The organism is Dactylosporangium sp. McL0621, assembly GCF_049995355.1.
GTDB lineage: Bacteria > Actinomycetota > Actinomycetes > Mycobacteriales > Micromonosporaceae > Dactylosporangium.
In genome coordinates this window covers 7,180,061-7,199,230 of the sequence record NZ_CP188259.1, presented here as the reverse complement: position 1 = coordinate 7,199,230, position 19,170 = coordinate 7,180,061, and the positions used below count along the sequence as shown (strand labels likewise).

At 71.0% G+C, this 19,170-nt stretch carries 14 protein-coding genes and 1 pseudogene; 7 read left to right on the top strand and 8 right to left on the bottom strand.

The genetic code is table 11. The annotated features are described in order from the left end of the window. Nucleotides 1-5 precede the first annotated feature (5 nt). Nucleotides 6-332 carry a hypothetical protein gene (locus tag ACPPVO_RS33880; protein ID WP_426502608.1) on the bottom strand — a complete coding sequence of 109 codons (327 nt, stop codon included), beginning with the start codon at nucleotides 330-332 and terminating at the stop codon, nucleotides 6-8. Between the two features lie 7 nt (nucleotides 333-339). Between ACPPVO_RS33880 and ACPPVO_RS33875 the strand changes: the two genes are divergently transcribed. Next, nucleotides 340-528, top strand: a complete 189-nt coding sequence (locus ACPPVO_RS33875; RefSeq protein ID WP_426502607.1) for a hypothetical protein — start codon at nucleotides 340-342, stop codon at nucleotides 526-528. Between the two features lie 135 nt (nucleotides 529-663). On the opposite strand, the gene ACPPVO_RS33870 is transcribed toward ACPPVO_RS33875, so the two are convergent. Next, complete coding sequence (locus tag ACPPVO_RS33870) at nucleotides 664-981, bottom strand: hypothetical protein (protein WP_426502606.1); 318 nt, start codon at nucleotides 979-981, stop codon at nucleotides 664-666. 306 nt (nucleotides 982-1,287) lie between these two features. On the opposite strand from ACPPVO_RS33870, the gene lanKC reads away from it, so the two are divergent. The 4 genes from lanKC (at nucleotide 1,288) to ACPPVO_RS33850 (ending at nucleotide 7,677) form a co-directional block, all read left to right on the top strand. Continuing rightward, nucleotides 1,288-3,957, top strand: a complete 2,670-nt coding sequence (lanKC, locus tag ACPPVO_RS33865; RefSeq protein ID WP_426502605.1) for a class III lanthionine synthetase LanKC — start codon at nucleotides 1,288-1,290, stop codon at nucleotides 3,955-3,957. A 14-nt stretch (nucleotides 3,958-3,971) separates the two neighbouring features. Next, complete coding sequence (locus tag ACPPVO_RS33860; RefSeq protein ID WP_426502604.1) at nucleotides 3,972-4,124, top strand: SapB/AmfS family lanthipeptide; 153 nt, start codon at nucleotides 3,972-3,974, stop codon at nucleotides 4,122-4,124. 149 nt (nucleotides 4,125-4,273) lie between these two features. Further along, nucleotides 4,274-5,929 (top strand): ABC transporter ATP-binding protein, encoded by a 1,656-nt coding sequence (locus ACPPVO_RS33855; RefSeq protein ID WP_426502603.1) that lies wholly within the window; start codon nucleotides 4,274-4,276, stop codon nucleotides 5,927-5,929. Beyond that, a complete protein-coding gene (locus ACPPVO_RS33850) occupies nucleotides 5,926-7,677 on the top strand; it encodes an ATP-binding cassette domain-containing protein (protein WP_426502602.1) in 1,752 nt (583 codons plus the stop codon). The genes ACPPVO_RS33855 and ACPPVO_RS33850 overlap by 4 nt, the downstream gene beginning before the upstream one ends. Here ACPPVO_RS33850 and ACPPVO_RS33845 read toward each other — a convergent pair. Further along, the gene (locus ACPPVO_RS33845; protein ID WP_426502601.1) at nucleotides 7,656-8,303 is read right to left on the bottom strand and encodes a response regulator transcription factor; all 648 of its coding nucleotides are present in this window, start codon (nucleotides 8,301-8,303) and stop codon (nucleotides 7,656-7,658) included. The genes ACPPVO_RS33850 and ACPPVO_RS33845 overlap by 22 nt on opposite strands. A gap of 692 nt (nucleotides 8,304-8,995) precedes the next feature. On the opposite strand from ACPPVO_RS33845, the pseudogene ACPPVO_RS33840 reads away from it, so the two are divergent. Further along, nucleotides 8,996-9,091, top strand: a pseudogene (locus tag ACPPVO_RS33840) (hypothetical protein); the annotation flags it as partial. 219 nt (nucleotides 9,092-9,310) lie between these two features. Here the strand turns inward: ACPPVO_RS33840 and ACPPVO_RS33835 are convergent. The 3 genes from ACPPVO_RS33835 to ACPPVO_RS33825 all read right to left on the bottom strand — a co-directional run bounded on the left by ACPPVO_RS33835 (nucleotide 9,311) and on the right by ACPPVO_RS33825 (nucleotide 13,231). Continuing rightward, nucleotides 9,311-10,261 carry a L,D-transpeptidase gene (locus ACPPVO_RS33835; RefSeq protein ID WP_426502600.1) on the bottom strand — a complete coding sequence of 317 codons (951 nt, stop codon included), beginning with the start codon at nucleotides 10,259-10,261 and terminating at the stop codon, nucleotides 9,311-9,313. Between the two features lie 138 nt (nucleotides 10,262-10,399). Next, on the bottom strand, nucleotides 10,400-12,190 hold the full coding sequence (locus ACPPVO_RS33830; RefSeq protein ID WP_426502599.1) for an EAL domain-containing protein: 1,791 nt from the start codon (nucleotides 12,188-12,190) through the stop codon (nucleotides 10,400-10,402). Between the two features lie 129 nt (nucleotides 12,191-12,319). Further along, nucleotides 12,320-13,231 carry an SAM-dependent methyltransferase gene (locus ACPPVO_RS33825; RefSeq protein WP_426502598.1) on the bottom strand — a complete coding sequence of 304 codons (912 nt, stop codon included), beginning with the start codon at nucleotides 13,229-13,231 and terminating at the stop codon, nucleotides 12,320-12,322. 312 nt (nucleotides 13,232-13,543) lie between these two features. Here ACPPVO_RS33825 and ACPPVO_RS33820 point away from each other — a divergent pair, with 312 nt between their 5' ends. Beyond that, complete coding sequence (locus tag ACPPVO_RS33820) at nucleotides 13,544-17,005, top strand: phosphodiester glycosidase family protein (protein WP_426502597.1); 3,462 nt, start codon at nucleotides 13,544-13,546, stop codon at nucleotides 17,003-17,005. Nucleotides 17,006-17,205: 200 nt separating this feature from the next. On the opposite strand, the gene tnpB is transcribed toward ACPPVO_RS33820, so the two are convergent. Further along, entirely contained in the window at nucleotides 17,206-18,585 is a 1,380-nt protein-coding gene (gene tnpB, locus ACPPVO_RS33815) for an IS607 family element RNA-guided endonuclease TnpB (protein ID WP_426502596.1), read from the bottom strand. Beyond that, on the bottom strand, nucleotides 18,582-19,160 hold the full coding sequence (locus tag ACPPVO_RS33810; protein WP_426502595.1) for an IS607 family transposase: 579 nt from the start codon (nucleotides 19,158-19,160) through the stop codon (nucleotides 18,582-18,584). Before ACPPVO_RS33810 ends, tnpB begins: the two co-directional genes overlap by 4 nt. Nucleotides 19,161-19,170: the final 10 nt, after the last annotated feature.

Genomic DNA, 19,170 nt, shown 5'->3' with positions numbered 1-19,170 from the left:
TCGGTCTATTCGTTCCTTTGCGTTCCATCCCGGCCGGGGGGCAGGATCACCTGCAGTCGTTCGACCGCCGTGTCGAGGGCGGCATCGGTGGCGGTGACGGCGATCCGGATGTGGGAGTTCCAGCGGTCGGTCGGGGTCAGCGTCCGCCCGGCGGTGACGCCGACCTGGACCCTGGCGGCGGCGTGCACGATCGGGTCGGCGTCGTCGAGGTGGGTGCCGATCCACAGGAAGGGGCCGCTGTCGCTGGTCGCGTCATGCCAGAGGGGGCAGGTCCGCCGCGTTGCCGCCGGGCGCCCAGGTGGAGATCGAATGCGTCGCCGTGCGATGAACACCTGGCATGTGGACACCGTCGCCGCTCAGCGACGCCCCGTCGGCGGACTCGTCGGTGTCGATGTCGCGCCGGTGATCCATCCGACCGCCGCGTTCGCCGCCCGCCTACACATCCGCTGGGAAACCCGCGACGACATCCACGAAGCGTTCATGAGCCTCGCCTGCTCCATCATCTGCTACCGCCGACTCATCAAGTGATCATTCTGTTAGGACGTGTAAGGGCCACGCGCTTTGCAGACAGTCGCAGGTCGTCGCCCGGACGCATGCCGGGCTGGCCGAGATCGCCCGGCATGCACTGTCGACAACGGGCAACCCGCGCATCCTCGACCACCACTACCCGTCCACCCGGGTGGCCATCTGCCCCGGGCGAGACCACGGGCCGGAACGCCGCAGGAGGTTGCGTTCCTCGGACTGGGTGAAGGCGCCCGCCGGTGGCTGATCGAGGCTGGCGCCAGTGGCGCGGCCAGGGTCCAGTCGAAGATGGACAAGGCCATCGAGCTGTTTGCCGCGCTCGGCCCGGGCCCGGTCGACGAGGCCCTCGGGCTGGCCGCGATCGCCGGCCGGTTCGCCGACGACGACCTCGTATCGATCCTCGACCAGCTGCAGCACGCGGGTGTCCCCGGCGACGTCGTGATCGTCGACGAAGGTCACTCGGTGCAGCCCGGCACCGTGCCGGCGTGGCGGTGGTGGGCGGCGGCTCGGCAACCGGTCCGTGGGACAGGTTCGGCCGATCGGCGCAGGTGGGGCGGGTGTCGTCGACCGCGCTGCGGAATTTTACATGATCGATCGGTCCTGTGAGTCGTGAGTTTCTCCCTAATCGGTGGTGCCGCGTTACTTAATAAGGCGTGACCAATTACACCTAGTAGTTGGCTGAATGATGAGTCGATACTTATGCCACGTCGCGACGAGCCGACCGAAAGGGGGAGCGGTATGAACGATCAATACGAAGCGTTTTGCATGGCGAGTCCACTCTTCTACGAAGCGCTGAACACCGAGCGCACCGCCGGCAAATCGTTCGTCATTGCCGATCGTGCTCTTCCCGTGGGCTGGCGCCAGGAGGCGCAGGATGACTGGCTGGTCTACGTTCCGGACCAGCTCAACGTGCCTAGCCAGGGCTGGAAGATTCACGTCTCGGCGTGTTTGGACAATGCCGAGAAGGTGCTGGACGCGGTGTGGCGGTACTGTGTTCCCAAGAATATCGAGTTCAAGTTTCTGCGCTCCGAGGCTGTCCTGTGGCTGCGCAGCTCGAAATACGCGCCTCGCGGATACAGCGGCAAGCTCGTAACCATCTATCCTCCCGATGACACGGCGTGTGAAACAATTCTCCGTGAGCTCGGCGAGCAGCTCGACGGCGAGCCCGGGCCATACATCCTCAGCGACCTGCGGTGGAACGCGGGCCCGCTCTACACGCGGTACGGCGGGTACAAAGCCCGGCACTGCGTCGACGATGCCGGGCAGGTGGTCCTGGCGATCGAGGACGGCGAGGGCACGCTGGTGCCCGACCGCCGCGGCCCAGTCTTCTACGTGCCGCCGTGGGTCGAGCTCCCGGACTTTCTCGTACCGCACCTGGCCGCCCGCAACGCCGTCACGGTCACCGACATGCCGTACACGATCGAGCAGGTCATGCACTTCTCCAACGGCGGCGGGCTCTACCGGGGGCGGGACTCCCGCACCGGGGCGGAGATCGTGCTCAAGGAGGGCCGCCCGCACGCGGGGCTGGACGGCACCGGTGCGGACGCGGTCGCTCGGATCGAGCGGGAGTACACGATGCTCCGGCGGCTCGCCGGCGTTGCCGGAATCCCGGTCGCTTACGAACAATTCGAGCTGGGCGAGCACCACTTCATGGCGATGGAGTACGTGGACGGGACGCCGCTGCGGGCGGAGCTCGTCCGCCGGTACCCGATGATCAACGTCAGCTCGACGGCGGAGGACTTCGCGGCCTACACCGACTGGGCCATGGGGATCTACGGCGAGGTGGAGACCACGGTGGCTGCGATGCACGAGCGCGGCGTGGTCTACGGCGACCTACACCTGTTCAACATCATGGTGCGGGCCGGGAGCGGCGACATCGTGCTGCTGGACTTCGAGACCGCCACGCTCATCGCGGAGAACGCCCCGCCCAGCCTCGGCAACCAGGGCTTCGCGCCACCCGCGCGCGTGGTCGGGGTGGACCGCGACCGGTACGCGCTTGCCTGTCTCCGCCTCGCGCTCTTCCTGCCGATCACCCAGATCCTCTGGCTGTCGCGAACGAAAGTCACGCACTTCGCCGAGGTCATCGCCGAGCATTTCCCGGTGGCGCCCGAGTTCCTCGCCGAGGCCGTGGAGACGATCGGCCGCATCGGCGGTGACCCGGCCGGCGCCGCGACCCGCGGTATCGGCGGGACCCTCGCGCCGGCGGACGCCACTGCCGATCCGCCTCAGCTCCGCCTCGAACCGGACCGCGACTCCTGGCCCGACCTGCGCGAGCGACTGGTCCGCGCGATCGTCGCCAGTGCCTCGACCGACCGTGACGACCGGCTGTTCCCGGGCGACATCGAGCAGTTCCGTCTCGGCGGGCTCGGCCTGGCCTACGGCGCCGCCGGCGTCCTGTACGCGTTGTCGGTTACCGGAGCCGGACGGTTCGACGAGTATGAGGAGTGGCTGCTCAGGCGGGCGGGCAGCCCCCCGCCCGGCACCATGCTGGGTCTATACGACGGGCTGCACGGGGTGGCGTTCACCCTCGATCACCTCGGTCACCGCCAGGCGGCCCTGGACGCCGTCGACATGTGTCTGAAGGACGACTGGACCGGGCTCGGGCTCGACCTGTTCGGCGGCCTTGCCGGCATCGGGCTCAACCTGGCCCACCTTGCCGACCGTGCTGGCGAGCCGGGGCTGCGGGACGCGGCCCGGCGTGCCGCGGACCTGATCGGCGAACGCCTCGGCGACGCGGACTCGGTCGCCGAGCTCAGCGGCCGGCCGCATCCGCACGCCGGGCTGTTGCGCGGCTCGTCCGGCCCGGCCATGTTCCTCATGCGGACGTACGACGACACCCACGACCAGGGCTACCTCGACCGGGCGGCCGTCGCGCTGCGCCAGGATCTGCGCCGCTGCATCGTGCGGGACAGCGGCGCGATGGAGGTCAACGAGGGGTGGCGGACGATGCCGTACCTCGCCCTCGGATCGGTCGGTGTCGGCATGGCACTCGACGCCTACCTGGCCCGCCGGTGGGACGAGGAGTTCGCCGAGGCCAGCGTGGCGATCCGCCGCGCGGCCGAGTCCAGGCTGTACGTCCAGTCCGGGCTGTTCGCCGGACGGGCCGGGATCCTGCTGTACCTGGCCGGGCGGTCCCCGGCGCCGGACGACGACCCGCAGGTCGCCGCACAGCTGCGGCGGCTGGCCTGGCACGCCATCCCGTTCGGCGGCGGCGTCGCCTTTCCCGGCGATCAGCTGCTGCGCCTGTCGATGGACCTTGCGACCGGTACCGCCGGCATACTGCTGGCCGTCGGCGCGGCCCTGCACGACCGACCGGTCCACCTGCCGCTGGTCGCGCCCACTGCGGGCGCCCGGCCCGCGTACCCCTCGGCCCGACCCGGGCCGTCCCAGATTCTCGTGCCGCCCCGGCACGAGTTGTCGGTAACAACCTCATGAAAGGGAGTGTCAACATGGCGCTTCTCGACCTGCAGGGCTTGGAAATCCCCCAGAACGGCGGCGGTGGCGGCGGTGGCTCCGCCAGCAGCACCGGCTGCGGCGTGGAGAGCACCGCGAGCCTGCTCGTCTGCGCGGCCAGCTCGCTCAGCCTGACCAGCTGCCACTAGTCCTCGCCCCTGCGGGCGAGTCGCGGCCCCCGGACATCCGACGTGTCCGGGGGCCGCTGACAACCTCGTCGTTCACGGTACCGACGCTGGAAGGCATCAGGCATCGGCGGATCGGCTACCGTGCAACCCACTCCCGGGAGGTGCCCACCGTGGCGGCATTCGGCGCGATCGCCCGGCGGGGTGGTGGGTGGCTGCCGCTCATCGCACTCGGCTCGCTCGCCGGGGTGGCCAGCACCCTCGTCACGCCGGTCCTGCTGGCCGGCGCGATCGACGCCGTCATAGCCCGCGACCAGCCGGCCACGGTTCGCTGGATCGGCTGGGTGGCCGCCGCAGCGCTCGTCGCCCTGCTCAGCGACCTGCTCGGCGGGTTGGCGGGCACGGTCTGCAGCGCGAACACGACCGCATGGCTGCGCGAGCGGCTGGTGCGCCACATCCTCGCGGTCGGTCCGCTGCGGGCGGCCCGCTTCGGCACCGGCGATCTCGTGACGCGGGTGACGACCAACGCCGCAGACGCCGCGCAGGCCGGCCCGTCCGCGGTGTCGATCCTGGCCTCCGTGCTTCCGCCGGTCGGCAGCCTCGTCCTCCTCGCGCTGATCGACGTCTGGCTGGTCGGTGCGTTCGCTGTCGGGCTCGCGCTCGTGGCCGCGGTCCTGTGGGTGTTCACCCGGCGCACCGCCCGGGCGATGAACCACTACGCCGACAGCCAAGGGCTGATCGCGGCCCGGTTGACCGAGTCGTTGGAGGGCGCCCGCACCATCGCGGCGGCCGGCACGCTCGATCAGGAGCGGCGGCGGGTCCTCGAGCCCCTGCCGCAGCTGCACCGCCACGGCATGCTGACCTGGCGGGCGCTGTCCCGGGCCGGCGGGCAGGCCGCGTTCGTCGGTCCACTCGTCCTGGTCGCGGTCCTTGCCGCCGGTGGGTTGGCGCTCGTCGCCGGGCGGATCACCACCGGCCAGCTCTTCGCGGCGGGGCAGTACGCGGCCCTCGGCGCCGGCCTCGGCGGGCTCACCGGGGTGCTGAGCCGGCTGACCCGCGCCCGGGTCGGTGTACGCCGCGTGGACGAGGTGCTGCGGCTGCCTGCACTCGGGTACGGCGACCGTCCGGTGCCGGCCGGCAACGGCACACTGACCTTCCGCGACGTCAGCGTGGTCGAGGGTGACCGGATGATCTTCGACGGCCTCGACCTCACGCTGCCCGGCGGGCTCGCCATCGCCGTCGTCGGCCGGTCCGGCACCGGCAAGTCGGTGCTCGCCGCGCTCGCCGCCCGGCTGCGCGAGCCGGATGCCGGCTGGGTCGAGCTGGACGGGGTACCGCTGGGCGAACTCTCCCATGCGGCGCTCCACGCCGCCGTCACCTGCGCCTTCGAGCGTCCGGTACTGGTGGGCGTGACCGTCGGCGACGCCATCGGCCTCGGCACCGACCGCGACCGGACGGTCGCCGCAGCGCGGGCCACCTGCGCGCACCAGTTCGTCAGCCGGCTGCCGGACGGCTACGACACCGCGCTCGCCGACGCGCCGATGTCCGGCGGGGAGGCGCAGCGCATCGGTCTGGCCCGGGCCTGGCACACCCAGCGGGTCCTGATCCTCGACGATGCGACGTCCAGCCTTGACATGGTCACCGAGATGCGGCTGGCCACCGCGATCGACCGTGAGCACTCCGGACGTACCCGCCTGATCATCACCCACCGGGCCAGCACGGCCGCCCGCACGGATCTGGTGGTCTGGCTCGACGGCGGCCGGGTGCGGGCCACCGGCACACATGCCGAGTTCTGGGCCGACCCGGCGTATCGGGCGGTATTCCAGTGAGCGGCGTACCAGGCTCGGCGCTCGGCGTGCCGTTGCGCTTCGTGGTGCGGTCGCTGCGGACGCGTGCGCTGCTGCGGCTGGGGCTCTGGTCGGTACCGGAGATGCTGCCCGCCGCGGCGAGCGGCTACGCCGTGGCCCACGCGCTGGACCAGGGCTTCCTCGCCGACGAACCGGTGGTCGGGCTGGCCTGGCTCGGCGTCCTGCTCGTCGCGGCCGCGCTCGCCGCGGTCGGGGCCAGCCGGGTGTACCGGAACCTCGGCGACCTGGTCGAACCGTTCCGCGACGCACTGGTCACGCGCGTCGTGGACGGTGCGCTCACCCGCGCGGTTCGCGGGGCGTCCGAGGACGGCGCGCTCACCCGGCTCACCCATCAGGTCGAGCTGGCCCGCGACGCGTACGCGGGTACGGTCGTGGTGCTGCGCGCGTTCACCGTCGCGGTCGTAGGCGCCGTGGTCGGGCTCAGCTCCGTCGACGTCGTGGTGCTGCTGGTCGTGCTGCCGCCGTTCCTCGCCGGGCTGGGCCTGTTCGTCGCAACACTGGGTCTGGCCAGCGCCCGTCAGCTTGCCTACGTCCGCGCCGACGAACGGCTCGCCGAAGTTGTCGGCCCGGTGTTCGCCGGCAACCGTGACATCACGGCGGCCGGCGCCCAGGGGTACGCCGGCACGCTCGCCGTCCAGGCGGTGCGCGACCAGGCCGCCGCCGAGCGGGCGCTGGCGCCGGTGGCGGCGGTGCGTTCCCTGTGCTTCGCCATCGGTGGCGTGCTGCCGCTGCTGGCGCTGCTGCTGGCCGGGCCGTGGTTGATCGCGCGAGGGGTGACGACGGGGGCGGTGCTGGGCGGTGTCACGTACGTGGCGAGTGGCCTGCGACCGGCGTTCGCTTCGCTCGCCCAGGGACTCGGTAGCAGCGGCTTGCGGCTATTGATCACGCTGGGCCGGATCCTGGACGCGGCGCCGGTCGCGCCCGCCGCACCGCAACGGGCGGCGATCGCGGTCGCCCGCGGGTACGACGTGCGGCTCTGCGGTGTCACGTTCGCCTACGGCCCACACACCGATCCGGTCCTGCGCGACCTCGATGTCGTCGTGCCGGAGGGCGATCACCTGGCGGTCGTCGGCCCGAGCGGCGTGGGCAAGTCGACGCTGGCCAGCCTGATCTGCGGGCTTCGCGGGCCGGACACCGGCACGGTGACGATCGGTGGGAGGCCCCTCGACCCGTCCGACGCGAACGCACTGTACCGGCACCGGGTGCTGATCCCGCAGGAGGCGTACGTCTTCGGCGCCACGGTGCGCGAGAACTTGACCTACCTGCGACCCGATGCCCGTACGGCCGATATCCGCGCCGCGATCGAACACATCGGCGCGGCCGCACTGGTCTCGCGGCTGGGCGGGCTGGACGCGACGGTCCGGCCCCAGCGCCTGTCGGCCGGCGAACGGCAGATGATCTCCCTGGTCCGGGCCTACCTCGCGCCCGCCTCGCTGGCCGTTCTCGATGAGGCCGCGTGCCACCTGGACCCGGCGGCCGAGCGGCGCGCCGAAGAGGCGTTCGCGGCCCGAGGCGGAACGCTGATCGTGATCGCCCACCGCATGAGTTCCGCGCTGCGGGCCCGGCGGGTGCTGGTCCTGGACGGCGTCTCGGCCGCCCTCGGCGACCACGCCACGTTGAGCGCAACCTCGCCGCTCTACCGGGAGTTGCTGGGGCATTGGGGTGCGGGCGACGCCGAGTCGGTGGCTCAGATCCAACCCGCGCCCTGAGCGATCCGGATGGCCTCGATCCGCGTCCGGGCGCCGGTCTTCGCGGCGATGCGAGACAGATAGTTGCGGACCGTTCCGGTGCTGAGAAAGAGCTCCCGAGCAACGTCGCTGGCCGGAGCGCCGTGCATCGACAGGCGTAGCACTGCCCGCTCTCGCTCGGTCAGCGGGTTTGGTGGTGCGGTCAGCACGGCAACGGCGACATCGCTGTCGATGACCGACTCCCCCCGCGAGATCCTGCGGATCGAGTCGGACAGCCGCTCCATCGACGCCTGCCCGGCGATGACCCCGACCCGCGGCGCCGTCCGGACCAGTGCGTCCGTTTGGGCCGTGGAAAATCGCGGATCCGCTACGACCAGCACGCCTGCGCCCGGTGCCGTCCCGAGCAGCTTGGCACACAGGGTGTTCAGCTCGATATTGCCCGGCAGCGAGGGGTCGAGCAGAACCACCTCGGGATCGGTCTCGGCGGCGACCGCAGGCACGTCGTCGAGCACGCTGGATTCCGCGGCGATGTCGAAGTCCGGCTCATCGGACAGTACGGTCGCGAGCGCATCACGCACGAAGCCGCACGGCTGAGCGAGCAGAATCCGAATCATCGATTGCACAGTCTGGATGGCGTTGTTGCCCACGCGATCACATACACATCCGGTAGCTAATTGACGATACGATCAATGGCCTGATGTGACGATCCAGTAAGCTTCCGTCCTCCATCTCGAGCCTCACCTTTCGAATGACCAAGTCGGCAACTGGCCGGAATCGATCCAATGACAATCGTCGCTGAACTACCCCGTCATACAAAGTGGAATGGAGAAAATCGCATGATATGAAATACGAACATACGTGGTGTTTCACGCATGCTGGATTATTCGGGCGACCGGAGGGCCGGGGTCTCGCCCGCAGTGCGCCGCGCCGCTGCTCGAAGCGCCGCACGCAAATGCGTCCCGCTGCGGGCCACCGACGGACACTCACCGACCGGCAGAAAGTCCAGGTCAGAGCCACTACCCCAAGATCATGGGCCCGCGGTGGCCGATGGCTCGGGCCGGCCACACGGACTCGAGCCGGAGGTCTGTCGGTCCGCCGACAGGGCGATCGACATGCCGGCGGATATCGGTCCGGGTTCGGCGCCCACTCGATATCACCCGGCAGGGTCGAAATTCATCATTTTTAAGGACTTACGGCCGAGAGCGCGGCGTGATACAGCGGCAGCTCAGGACTCATGAAAGTTCCACGACTGCGACGACATCCGTGCGGGCCTGACACGGCGTCAAGTGGCCGACATCATTGGGGCTATTCCCGGCTGGCGTGAGGCGGATCGAAATTGGTGATATCCGCGCTGCCCGGGCGCACCGTCAACGCGTACGGCGTGAACTACGCCGCCGACGCGTCGCAGGCCAGCGCCGGGCCCGGCGCCACGGACATGAGCCGGCACGTGCGCACCGTCGCGGCGGCGTGCCCGGGCACCAAGTTCGTGATCGGGGCTCGCAGGGCGCCACCGCCACCGACATCGCGATCGGGACAAGTCCTGCGCGTAGGTACGCAGCTTCGCATGAACACACGCTGGGCACCCTGCTCGCCAGCTGACCGCCGCGGTCAGGCCGGTGTCCGGGAGGCGGACCTCGCCTCCCGGACGCCCGGGTCAGTTGGCCGGTACCGCGCCGCCCGCCTGCCACATGCCCCAGGCCACGTTCCAGTCGCCGTACCCGTCCCAGGTCGGCATCGTCGGGCCGCCGGTGTTGGTGTAGCTGATCGGGTCGCCGACCTGGGCGAAGTCGAAGTAGGACTTGGCGTTGGCCTCGGTCAGGTTGGTGCAGCCGTGGGAGGTGCTGCGCTGGCCGATGTTGCCGCCGTTCCAGCTGGCCGAGTGGACGTACTCGCCGGAGTTGGTGACCCGCACCGACCACGGCACCTGCTCGTCGTAGCCGTCGCCGACCATGTGCTCGACCGCCTTCTTCTCCATGACGACCTTGGTGCCGTTGAACGTGGGGGTACTCGCCTTGCCCAGCGACACCGGGAAGTCGAAGACCTGCTTGCCGTCGGAGGTCACGACCATCCGCAGGGTGCCGCCGTCGACCTTGCCGATGTTCGCCGCCCCGGTCTTGATGTCGAGGGTCAGGCTGTTGTCGTACACCAGCCCGGTCCCGCCCGACTTCCCCTTCGTGTCGAGGCTCATCGCGATCGAGGCGTGCGCCGGCCAGTACTCCGCCGGGCGGTAGTGCGCCTCGATCGGGTAGCCGGAGTAGACCGCGGACTTCTGGAAGTACCACGCGCCCTGGGCCGGCTCCCCGTTCACGGTGACCGTGGTCGCCGCGTTGAAGTCCTTGGCGCTCGTGATCGACGCCGACAGGTACGCGATGATCGGCATGCCCACGCCGTACGTCGCCCCGTCCTTCTCGTACAGCCGTACGTGCACCGGCTTGCCGGTCGGCGCCGGCGACACCGACGGCGACGCGCCCCCGGCCGACTGCTGAGCCGACGACGGCCCACCCGACCACGAGGCCTGCGGCGTGGATTTCCCGCCGCACGCCGTCAGCCCGAGCCCGAGACTGACCAGCAGCGCCGCGACCCGCCAACGGTGAGAAGATCTCATAGCCACGACGATGCCCCCTACGCGCGCCCGCCGCCACCTCTGCCGGGCTCGGCCACATCACAATCGGCCGGATCGAACCTCACCGCGGGAACGCGATCGTCCGTTTTGTCGGTATTCTTCCATACCTTCGGCGCCCATTCACGCTGAGGCGCTGTCTTGCAGCAGGGGGTCATCGGCCGGCTCGAGCAGCCGGGCGACCTCGAGCGGGGGCTGGGCCGGGCCGAGATACGGGCCGCACGCCTCGTCGCAGCCGAGGTCGCGGAGAACGTCCAGCTCGGCGCGGCTCTCGATGTTGGTGGCGGTGACGATGAAGTTGAGGTCGTGGAACATTTCGATGAGCCAGGCGAGCATCGTGGTGGTTGCCCGGTAGTTGCTCAACTGGTCGTGCCGGCCGTTCGTGAGGTGCCGGTCGAGGCTGACGATCCGCACCGGCGCCCGCAGTGCCAGCGCGTGGCCCGCGCCGCCGACGTCGACGATCAGGGTCACACCGAGCCGGATGAGGCCGTCCAGCGCGGCGGCGGCGGCCTCGACGGTGTCGTCGTACGCGGTGTCACCGACGACGAGGTGCAGCTGGTCCGGGAGGAGGCCCGTGTCGTCGAGGATCGCGGCAACCTCGGTGAGCAGATCGGGCTCGCGCAGGTGATCGGCGCTGAGGTCGAGCCGGACGAACGGGGGTATGGCGGCGTCCTGCCATTGGGTGGCCTGGGCGCAGGCATCGCGCAGCACATGGGTATTGAGGCGGGGGAGCAGCCCGGTGGTCGCGGCGAGGTGCAACAGCTGGGTGGTGCCGATCAGTTCGCCGCCGGGGCGGTGCCAGCGAGGCAGAGCGTGCAGGCCGACGATGGCGTGGTCGGTCAGCTGCCGGATCGGCTGGTAGACGAGGCGGACCTGACCCCGGCGCAGTGCCCCGGGCAGCTCACTGCCCAGCCGATGATGGCGGAGTTCCGCGGCGGCGCGGTCCGCGTTGAACAGCATCCATCGGCTTTCGCTGTTGTCGGCGCGCGCCCAGCGTAGTGCGGTGCTGGACGCCCGGAGCAGCTCGACGCCGGTGGTCGCCGCGTTGGCCTGCTCGACGATACCGGCGGTGGCGGTGACGTCGTCGTGGCTGTCCCCGGGTGGTGGCAGGGCCAGGTGCCGAAGGGCGGCGTCACCGACCTTGACGGCGTCGTCGGGCCCGGTCGTGTCCTCGACCACGAGGACGAAGGCGTCGCCGCCGAGATGCGCCAGGAAGTACTCGCGCTCGCCGGCGAGCACGCGCAGCTGCCCGGCGGTCTGCTGGGCGAGTTGGTCCGTGAGGCCGGCTTCGGGAGCCGGGCCGCCGGTGGAGAACCGGTGCAGGTTGAGCTGACAGAGCCCCAGCCTTCCGTCGGGCTTCGCGGCCAGAACCAGGTCGAGGTAGCTCAGCAGGGACGCCTGGTTCGGCAGGCCGGTCACGGGGTCGTGTAGCAGCGTGTACCGGATCTTGTCCTGGAGCTGCTGCTGATGTGTTCGCCATGCTTCGCGCTGATCGCGGGAGATCTGCTCGGCGGCCTCCCGCACCCGCTCCTTCAACGTGGTGGCGAACCCCAGCGCGAAGTCCTCCAGCAGCACTGGCAGTCGCGCCGCGTGGAGCGGGTCGGTGAGTTCGAAGTCGGTCGTCAGGCGCCGTCGCAGGATCCGCATGCTGGTGGCCATGATCTTGGGATCGGCGAGGCCGAGCCGCACCATCTCCTGCCCGGCTCGGTATCCGGCGCCCGGGACCGTGTCGGGGTCGACCAGGGCGGTCACGAGCTCGCCGGTGAGGTTCTGCAGCACCTGCCGGCGATGGGCCCGCCCGCCCTTGACGAAGTTGGTGACCGGCAGGCTCTCATCCCATACTCGCGCGAACGTGGCGGCGGCGTTCCACTGCCCGCCCGGCTCGGCGGACGGAGCCGGGGGGTGTCCTGTCACGTCTACTCCCGTCGCACGCGGTCGGCGGCCTCGCCGGAGACCGTTGAGGGGGCGTCCGTTCCCGACGGGCGATGCGCGACCGTAGTATTCCTGTGCGTTGCCGGGCCCGTTGCGGAGAGTCGATGTTATTCACCTGCTGGGGTGAAAACCGATGTCCGATTCCCCGGCCTCTGTAGCTCCGGCCGAGTCGTACATACGCGATATGCCCGCGGTCTGCCCTCCGGGCACGGCCGGGCACGAGACGGACCCGGCTCCTGTCCGTGCCACCGCGCCGACCGCCGCCGAAGCCGTGTCGTGGTGATCCTCCGGGTGCCACCTGTTGATCGGCACGAACCCCGGTGCGACGATCTCCCAGCCGTTCAGCCACGCCGTCACCTGCTCGACGGTGCGGACGTGGAACGTGGTCGGCGTCCGCTGGTACAACTGCCTGACACGGGCCTGTCCGGCCGCGTCGTCGCCCGCGGGCACGCCGTGCGAGAGCGCCAGGTAGCTGCCGGCCACGGTCGCGTCGGCGAAGCGGCGGATGATCCCGGCCGGGTCGTCCTCGTCGTCGATGAAGTGCAGTACCGCGACCATGAGCACCGCCACCGGTTCACCGAAGTCCAGCAACGCCAGGACCTCGGGATCGCTGAGGATCCGCTCCGGCTCGCGCAGATCTCCCCGGACCGAGACGGCGCTCGGGTTGTCCCTCAGGATCCGCTGGCCGTGGGCGACCGCGACGGGATCGATGTCCACGTACACGACCTTCGCCGTCGGTGCCGTGTCCTGGGCCGTTTCGTGGACGTTGCCGAGTGTCGGGATGCCGGACCCGATGTCCAGGAACTGCCGGACTCCCGCATCGACCAGCCACCGCACCACCCGGCCCAGATATGCGCGGTTCGCGTGGGCCAGTGCAACGACGCCGGGCCACTCCCGCTGCGCCGCCTTCAGAAACTCGCGGTCGACGTCGAAGTTGTGGAAGCCACCGAGCGCGTAGTCGTAGACCCGCGCGGCGTTCGGCGTGGTGATGTCGGCTCCCTCCGGTAGCCACTCCGGCCGCACCTAGCACCACCAACTCGAGTGGGACCCGGCCTCGTGCTGCTGCATCAGGCCCTCCATGCCTCGACGACCGCGACGTTCGTCGACAGCGATCGTCGGTTGCGCCGCTCGCCGTCGTTCCGGCCGGGATCGGCGCCCTGCGACGCCGGCCGTACCAATCGCGATCGTAGCGTCAGGTTTCGATGCGTTGAGCGTCGGTGCCCGGCCTCGGCTGCTGCGGAGGACGCGCGCCGCCTGCTCGTTGTAGATATTTTTCGCCAATTGTTGCCTGATGGTTGTTTTTTCGCGCGGTGCCAGACCCTAGAGTGATCGACCGTGACCGATTCTGGGAACGGTACGGCCGGCATCACGCGGCGTGGCCTCATCGTGGGAGCCGTCGCCGCGGCGGGACTCGCCGCCACCGGCCGCCCGGCCGCGGCCGGGCCGGGCTCCGGGCCGGGCGCGTCGAGCCAGTTCGTCCCGGGCTGGCGCGGGCCCTTCGGCTACACGGTGCCGACCTACCGCACGACCGTGCCGGGCGAGTCGGTCGAGGCCGGCCGGACCGACCACCCGGTCGCGCCCGGAATCGCGCTGACCTCGTTCGACACGTTCGGGCGCACCGGCTGGACCCGGGTGCACGTGCTCAACGCCGACCTGGGCCGCGACGCGGTCAGCGCGGACCTCGTCGCCGACAAGGTCAGCGAGCCGCGGGCGATGTCCGTCGCCGCCGGCGCGCAGCACGCGGTCGCCGCGGTCAACGGCGACTACTTCGACATCACCGAGACCTTCGCCGCCGAGGGGCCGGAGATCCAGCACGGGCAGCTGCGCAAGGCCACCAACCAGCCGTCGACCGTCGCCGCCCTCGGGGCCGACCGGGTGGCCCGGCTCGCCGATCTGGTGCTCACGGGTACCGTCACCGTCGCCGGCGTTGCGCGCCCGCTCGCCGCGGTCAACTCCGCGACGGTGCCCGCCGACGGCATCGCCGTGTTCACCGGGCAGTGGGGCGCGGGACCGCGCACGCTCATCCAGGACCCGGGCCCCTACACCGAGCTGGTCGTGACGGCCGGCACGGTGACCACGGTCAACAGGCAGATCACTGCGGCGGCGGTACCGCAGAACGGCTGGATCCTCCTCGGGCGCGGGACCGCCGCGGCGGCACTGGCCGGCGCCCGGCCGGGCGATGCGGTGACCGTGTCGTACACCACGCAGACCAACGCCGGCTCACCGCTGCGCATGGCGCTGGGCAGCGGCGCCGTCCTGGTCCGCGACAGCGTCCCGGTCGACTTCCCGCCGAGCACCGGCAACGACGAACCCAAGCCCCGCACCGCCATCGGCTGGCTCGACGGCGGGCGCCGGCTGCTGCTGGTCGCGGTCGACGGCGCGGCGAACTTCTCCGCCGGCCTGAGCTTCGACGACACCGCAAAGTTGCTGGTACGCCTGGGCGTCACCGACGCCTTCATGCTCGACGGCGGCGGCTCCACCGAGCTCGTCGCCCGCCGTCCCGGCGACGCCGGCGCCGGCGTGGTCAACACCCCGTCGGACGGCCACGAGCGGCCCGTGCCGAACGGCGTCGGCCTGTTCGCCGCGCCCGGCTCGGGCGACCTGCGGGGGCTCGACGTGCGGCTGCGCGCCGACCGGGTGCTCCGCGGGCTCAGCCTGGACGTCGGGGTCGCCGGCTACGACGAGACCTGGGCGGCCGTGGCGGTGGCCCGGCGTCCGATCCTGTGGATGGCCGAGCCCGGCGGGCTGGGCTGGACGAGCGACGGCGTCTTCCGGGCCCGGCGCTCCGGTGCCGGCTCACTGCACGCCCAGTCCGGGTTCGCCGCCGGCGAGCACGACCTGCGCGTCCTGGGCGACCTGCACCGGCTGGCCTTCAGCGAGCGGGCCGTGACGATCGAGCCGGGCGCCGCGGTGACCGTCGAGCTGATCGGGTACGACGCCGACGGGTTCGACGCCCCGGTGGCGGCCCGCGACGTCAGGCTCGACTACGACCAGCGGGTGATCGCGGTGACGGCGGCCCCCGGCGGCGGCCTGACCGTCACCGGCGGCCCGGACGCCGGCGGCCAGGCGGCGACGATCACCGCGACGGTCCAGGCCGTGACGGCGAAGCTGCCGGTCACGGTCGGCCTGATCGACGTGCCGCTGGCCGAGTTCGAGCCGTCCGAGACGTGGACCGCGCTCGCCGCCCGGGGTACCGCATCGGTGGCCACCGTGGCGGCGGCCGACCGCCCCGGCGCGGACGCCGGCAACCACGCACTGCGCATGACCTACGACTTCACCGGTCAGACCAGCACCTCGGCCGCCTACGCCGTCGCCGGCCCGGGCCCGATCACGCTGCCCGCCGGGGCCAGGCGGCTCGCGCTGTGGGTCAACGGCGACGGCCGGCGTCACTGGCTGCGCGCGATGCTGCGCTCGCAGGGCACCACGAACGTGCCGTTCACGTTCGCCGACACCGTCGACTGGACGGGCTGGCGTCGGGTCGTCGGCGACATTCCCGCCGGGTTCTCGGAGCCGATCACACTGCTGCGGGTGTACCTTGCCGAAACGTCGCAGACGAACAAGAACGCCGGACAGCTTGACCTCGACGGGCTCGCCGCCCAGGTGGGGCAGCAGCCCGACACCGCCGAGCCGCCGCTGCCGGACCCCAGCGTCGTGGAGCAGGGCGGCCTTCCGGGCGACCGCTGGACCTTCGCCGTCCTGTCCGACCTGCACGTCAGCGCGGCGGCCGGCCGGGACTCGTTCTCCGGGCGGCAGGCGGCGGGCGCGCTGGACCAGGCGGTCGCGAGCCGGCCCGACTTCATCCTGATCAACGGCGACTTCGTGGACGACAACAGCCCCGCCGACTTCGAGCTGGCCAACGGGCTGCTGCGCGACCACGTCCCGGCCGGCCTGCCGGTGTACTGGTCGCCGGGCAACCACGAGGCCGGCCTCTCCGCGACCGGCGGCCTGCAGGCGTTCACCGCGGCGACCGGCCGGCCGACGCGGCAGGTCTTCGACCACAAGGGCACCCGGTTCATCCTGCTCGACTCCCACACCGGCGACCTGCGCACGTCGGACTGGGATCAGGTACCGCTGCTGCAGGCGGAGCTGGCGAAGGCCGGGACCGACCGATCGGTCACCGGGGTCGTGGTCTCCTTCCACCACCCGCTGCACGACCCGTCCGGGGTCGGCGCCTCGCAGCAGTCCGACCAGCTCGCCGCCGGCCTGTTCCAGCGCTGGCTGGCCGACTTCCGGGAGCGCTCCGGCAAGCCGGTCGCGGTGTTCACCGGCCACGCGCACACCGCGTCGGTCACCCGGGCGGACGGCGTGCTCGACGTCACCACCCCGGCCGTGGGCAAGACCCCGTACAGCTCACCCGACCAGGGCGGCTTCTTCGGCTGGATGCTCATCGGCGTCGAGGCCCGGCCGGCCCGGATCAAGCCGGGCGAGCCGAGCCCGGAGACCCGCGAGTGGCTGCGGGCCGACGTCCGGCCGGTGATCGACGGCATCGACCTGTCGGCGCCCGGGCAGATCACCGTCGGCGGGGCGGCGCCGGTGTCCGCGACCGGCATCACGAGCGAGTTCGGCCTGCGGTTTCCGCTGCGGTACCCCGCCACCGTCACCTGGGGCGGCGGTCCCGGACTCGTCGTGGTGCGGTCGCAGGGCGACGCCAAGGCGGCCGCCCGGCCGGCGCAGACCCGGGCCGTACTGGTCCTGGACACCGGCACACTGATCGGCGTGCGCCCCGGGACGGTCACCGTCACCGTCGCCGCGGGCGCCCGCACCGCGACGGCGACCGTCACGATCGCCGCCGCGTAGAGCGGCCGACGCTTCAGGCCGAGTAGCCGCCGTCGGCGTCGCCCTGACCCGATGGCGCGCGCTTCTGGCAACCGGCGCGACGGCACATTGGAGGATCCGCGAGGTGACCCCACCGTCCGATGCCGGCGGCGCGGGCAGTCGGAGAGCGACCGGACACAATGGATCACATGACGACCGTGAAGCTCACGACCCGTTACCTTTCAGTGTGCTTTAGCAAGCACACGATCAGTAGTCCTGCCTTGCGGCGGGACGGTCCCGGTCTGACCGGCTGATGCCGTGCCGGGTTGACGTTTCGCAGCCACCTGCCCGCGTACGCGGGTCTTCTGGTCGGCTCCACGTCCAGCCGCCGGGCCACTCCCGGCGGTGTCGAATTCAGCCGCGAGCGCGGCTAGGTTCAGGGCGGCGTTGCGGTCCCGGTCGATGACCAGACCGCACGCCTCACAGCAAAATTCACGCTCCGCCAGGGACAGCTTGGATTTCACTGTGCCGCAACCAGAGCAGGTTTTCGACGACGGGTACCAACGGTCGGCGATCAGAAGACGCCCACCGTTCCAGTCGGTTTTGTACGCCAGTTGGCGGCGGATCTCGGCGAAGCCGGCGTCGGTGATGTGCCGAGCCAGCTTGCGGTTGGCGAGCATGCCTGTGACGTTGAGGTCTTCGACCACGACCGTGCCGTGCTCGCGTGCCAGCCGGGTGGTGAGCTTGTGCAGGCCGTCGCGGCGCAGGTTCGCCACCCGGGCATGGGCGCGGCCGAGCCGGGCCGCTGCGCGTTCCCACCGTTTCGACGGCCGCCGCCCGATGCGTCGGTCCGGCCCGGTCTTGCGGGACAGCGCCCGGCCGAGTGCCCGCATCTGCTGCTGCGCGGTCACGAGGTGTCGGGGATTGTCGACGAGTTCGCCCGTCGACAACACCGCAAGGTGTTTGATTCCGACGTCCACGCCGACCACGGAATCCTGCGGGGCCGGGCGGCGTTCGGCGTGTTCGACCTCGACGGTGAACGACACGTGCCAGCGTCCGCCGTCACGCCGCGCCGTGGCGGACATGATCCGGGCGGTGCCATTGTCGAGGCGACGGGCGAGTTTGCGGGCGGACTCGTGCAGCTTCAGCCGACCCAGCCGGGGCAGGACCACATGCGTCCGGTCCGGCTCGACCCGGATCGCGCCGGTCGTGAACCGCACGCTGGGTGTGGTGCGCCGACGGGACTTGAACCGGGGAAAACCGACCGGCCGTCCGGCGCGCTTGCCGCTGCGGGAGTCGGCCCAGTTCTTCAAGCCGCGCGCGAGGGCGTCCAGGCCGGTGTTGAACGCTTCTTTGGACACCTCGGTCCACCACGGCGCAGCATCGGACTTCGCGGCGTTCCACGCCTTACGCAGCCCGGCAAGCGACCACGACAGCGACGGTGTCAACAGTTCGTCCGGCACACCGTACGAGCGTTCGGCCGTGCGCTGCTCCATCACCGCCTTGACCTTCGCGAGTGCCCAGTTGTGGGCAACCCGGGCAGCTCCGGTATGCGCCAGCAAGTCGCGTTCCTGGCTCGGGGTGAGGTCGAGCGCGAATCGGTACGCCTGGATCGTCTTCACGTCGGGTCCTCGGCTGACGCTTCGACGGCCCGGCGTGCCCGGCTGGCTGCGGCCCGGCGGCCGTAGAGCCGGGCGCACAACGACGTCAGGATCTCGGTCACGTCGCGGACCAGGTCGTCATCGACCTCGGCCGGATCGACCACGAGCAGGCGACGGCCCTGCGCCGCCAAGGCGGCTTCGACGTACTCAGCGCCGAAGCGGGCGAACCGGTCACGGTGCTCGACCACGATGGTCGACACCGCCGGGTCGCGCAGCAGGGCGAGGAACTTCTTGCGGTGCCCGTTGAGCGCTGACCCGACCTCGGTCACCACCCGATCCACGGCGAGTTTCTGGCCGGTGACCCAGACGGTCACCCGGGCGACCTGCCGGTCCAGGTCCGGCTTCTGGTCTGCCGAGGACACTCGGGCATACACCACGGTCTGTCCGATACCGGTGGTCGCGCCGGTCAGCGGCTCGCCCACCATGATCAGCCTGCCAAGACGGTACGCGGGAACGGGCAGCGTTCCGGACTCGTAACGCCGACGTGCTGTCGCGTACGAGATACCCGTGGCCGCTGCCCATTCCTTCAAGTTCACACCGACAACT

Excerpts from the sequence above, each read along its gene's own strand:
- lanKC (WP_426502605.1), top strand. The coding sequence starts at position 1,288 with ATGGCGAGTCCACTCTTCTACGAAGCGCTGAACACCGAGCGCACCGCC.
- ACPPVO_RS33860 (WP_426502604.1), top strand. The coding sequence starts at position 3,972 with ATGGCGCTTCTCGACCTGCAGGGCTTGGAAATCCCCCAGAACGGCGGC.
- ACPPVO_RS33835 (WP_426502600.1), bottom strand. The coding sequence starts at position 10,261 with ATGAGATCTTCTCACCGTTGGCGGGTCGCGGCGCTGCTGGTCAGTCTC.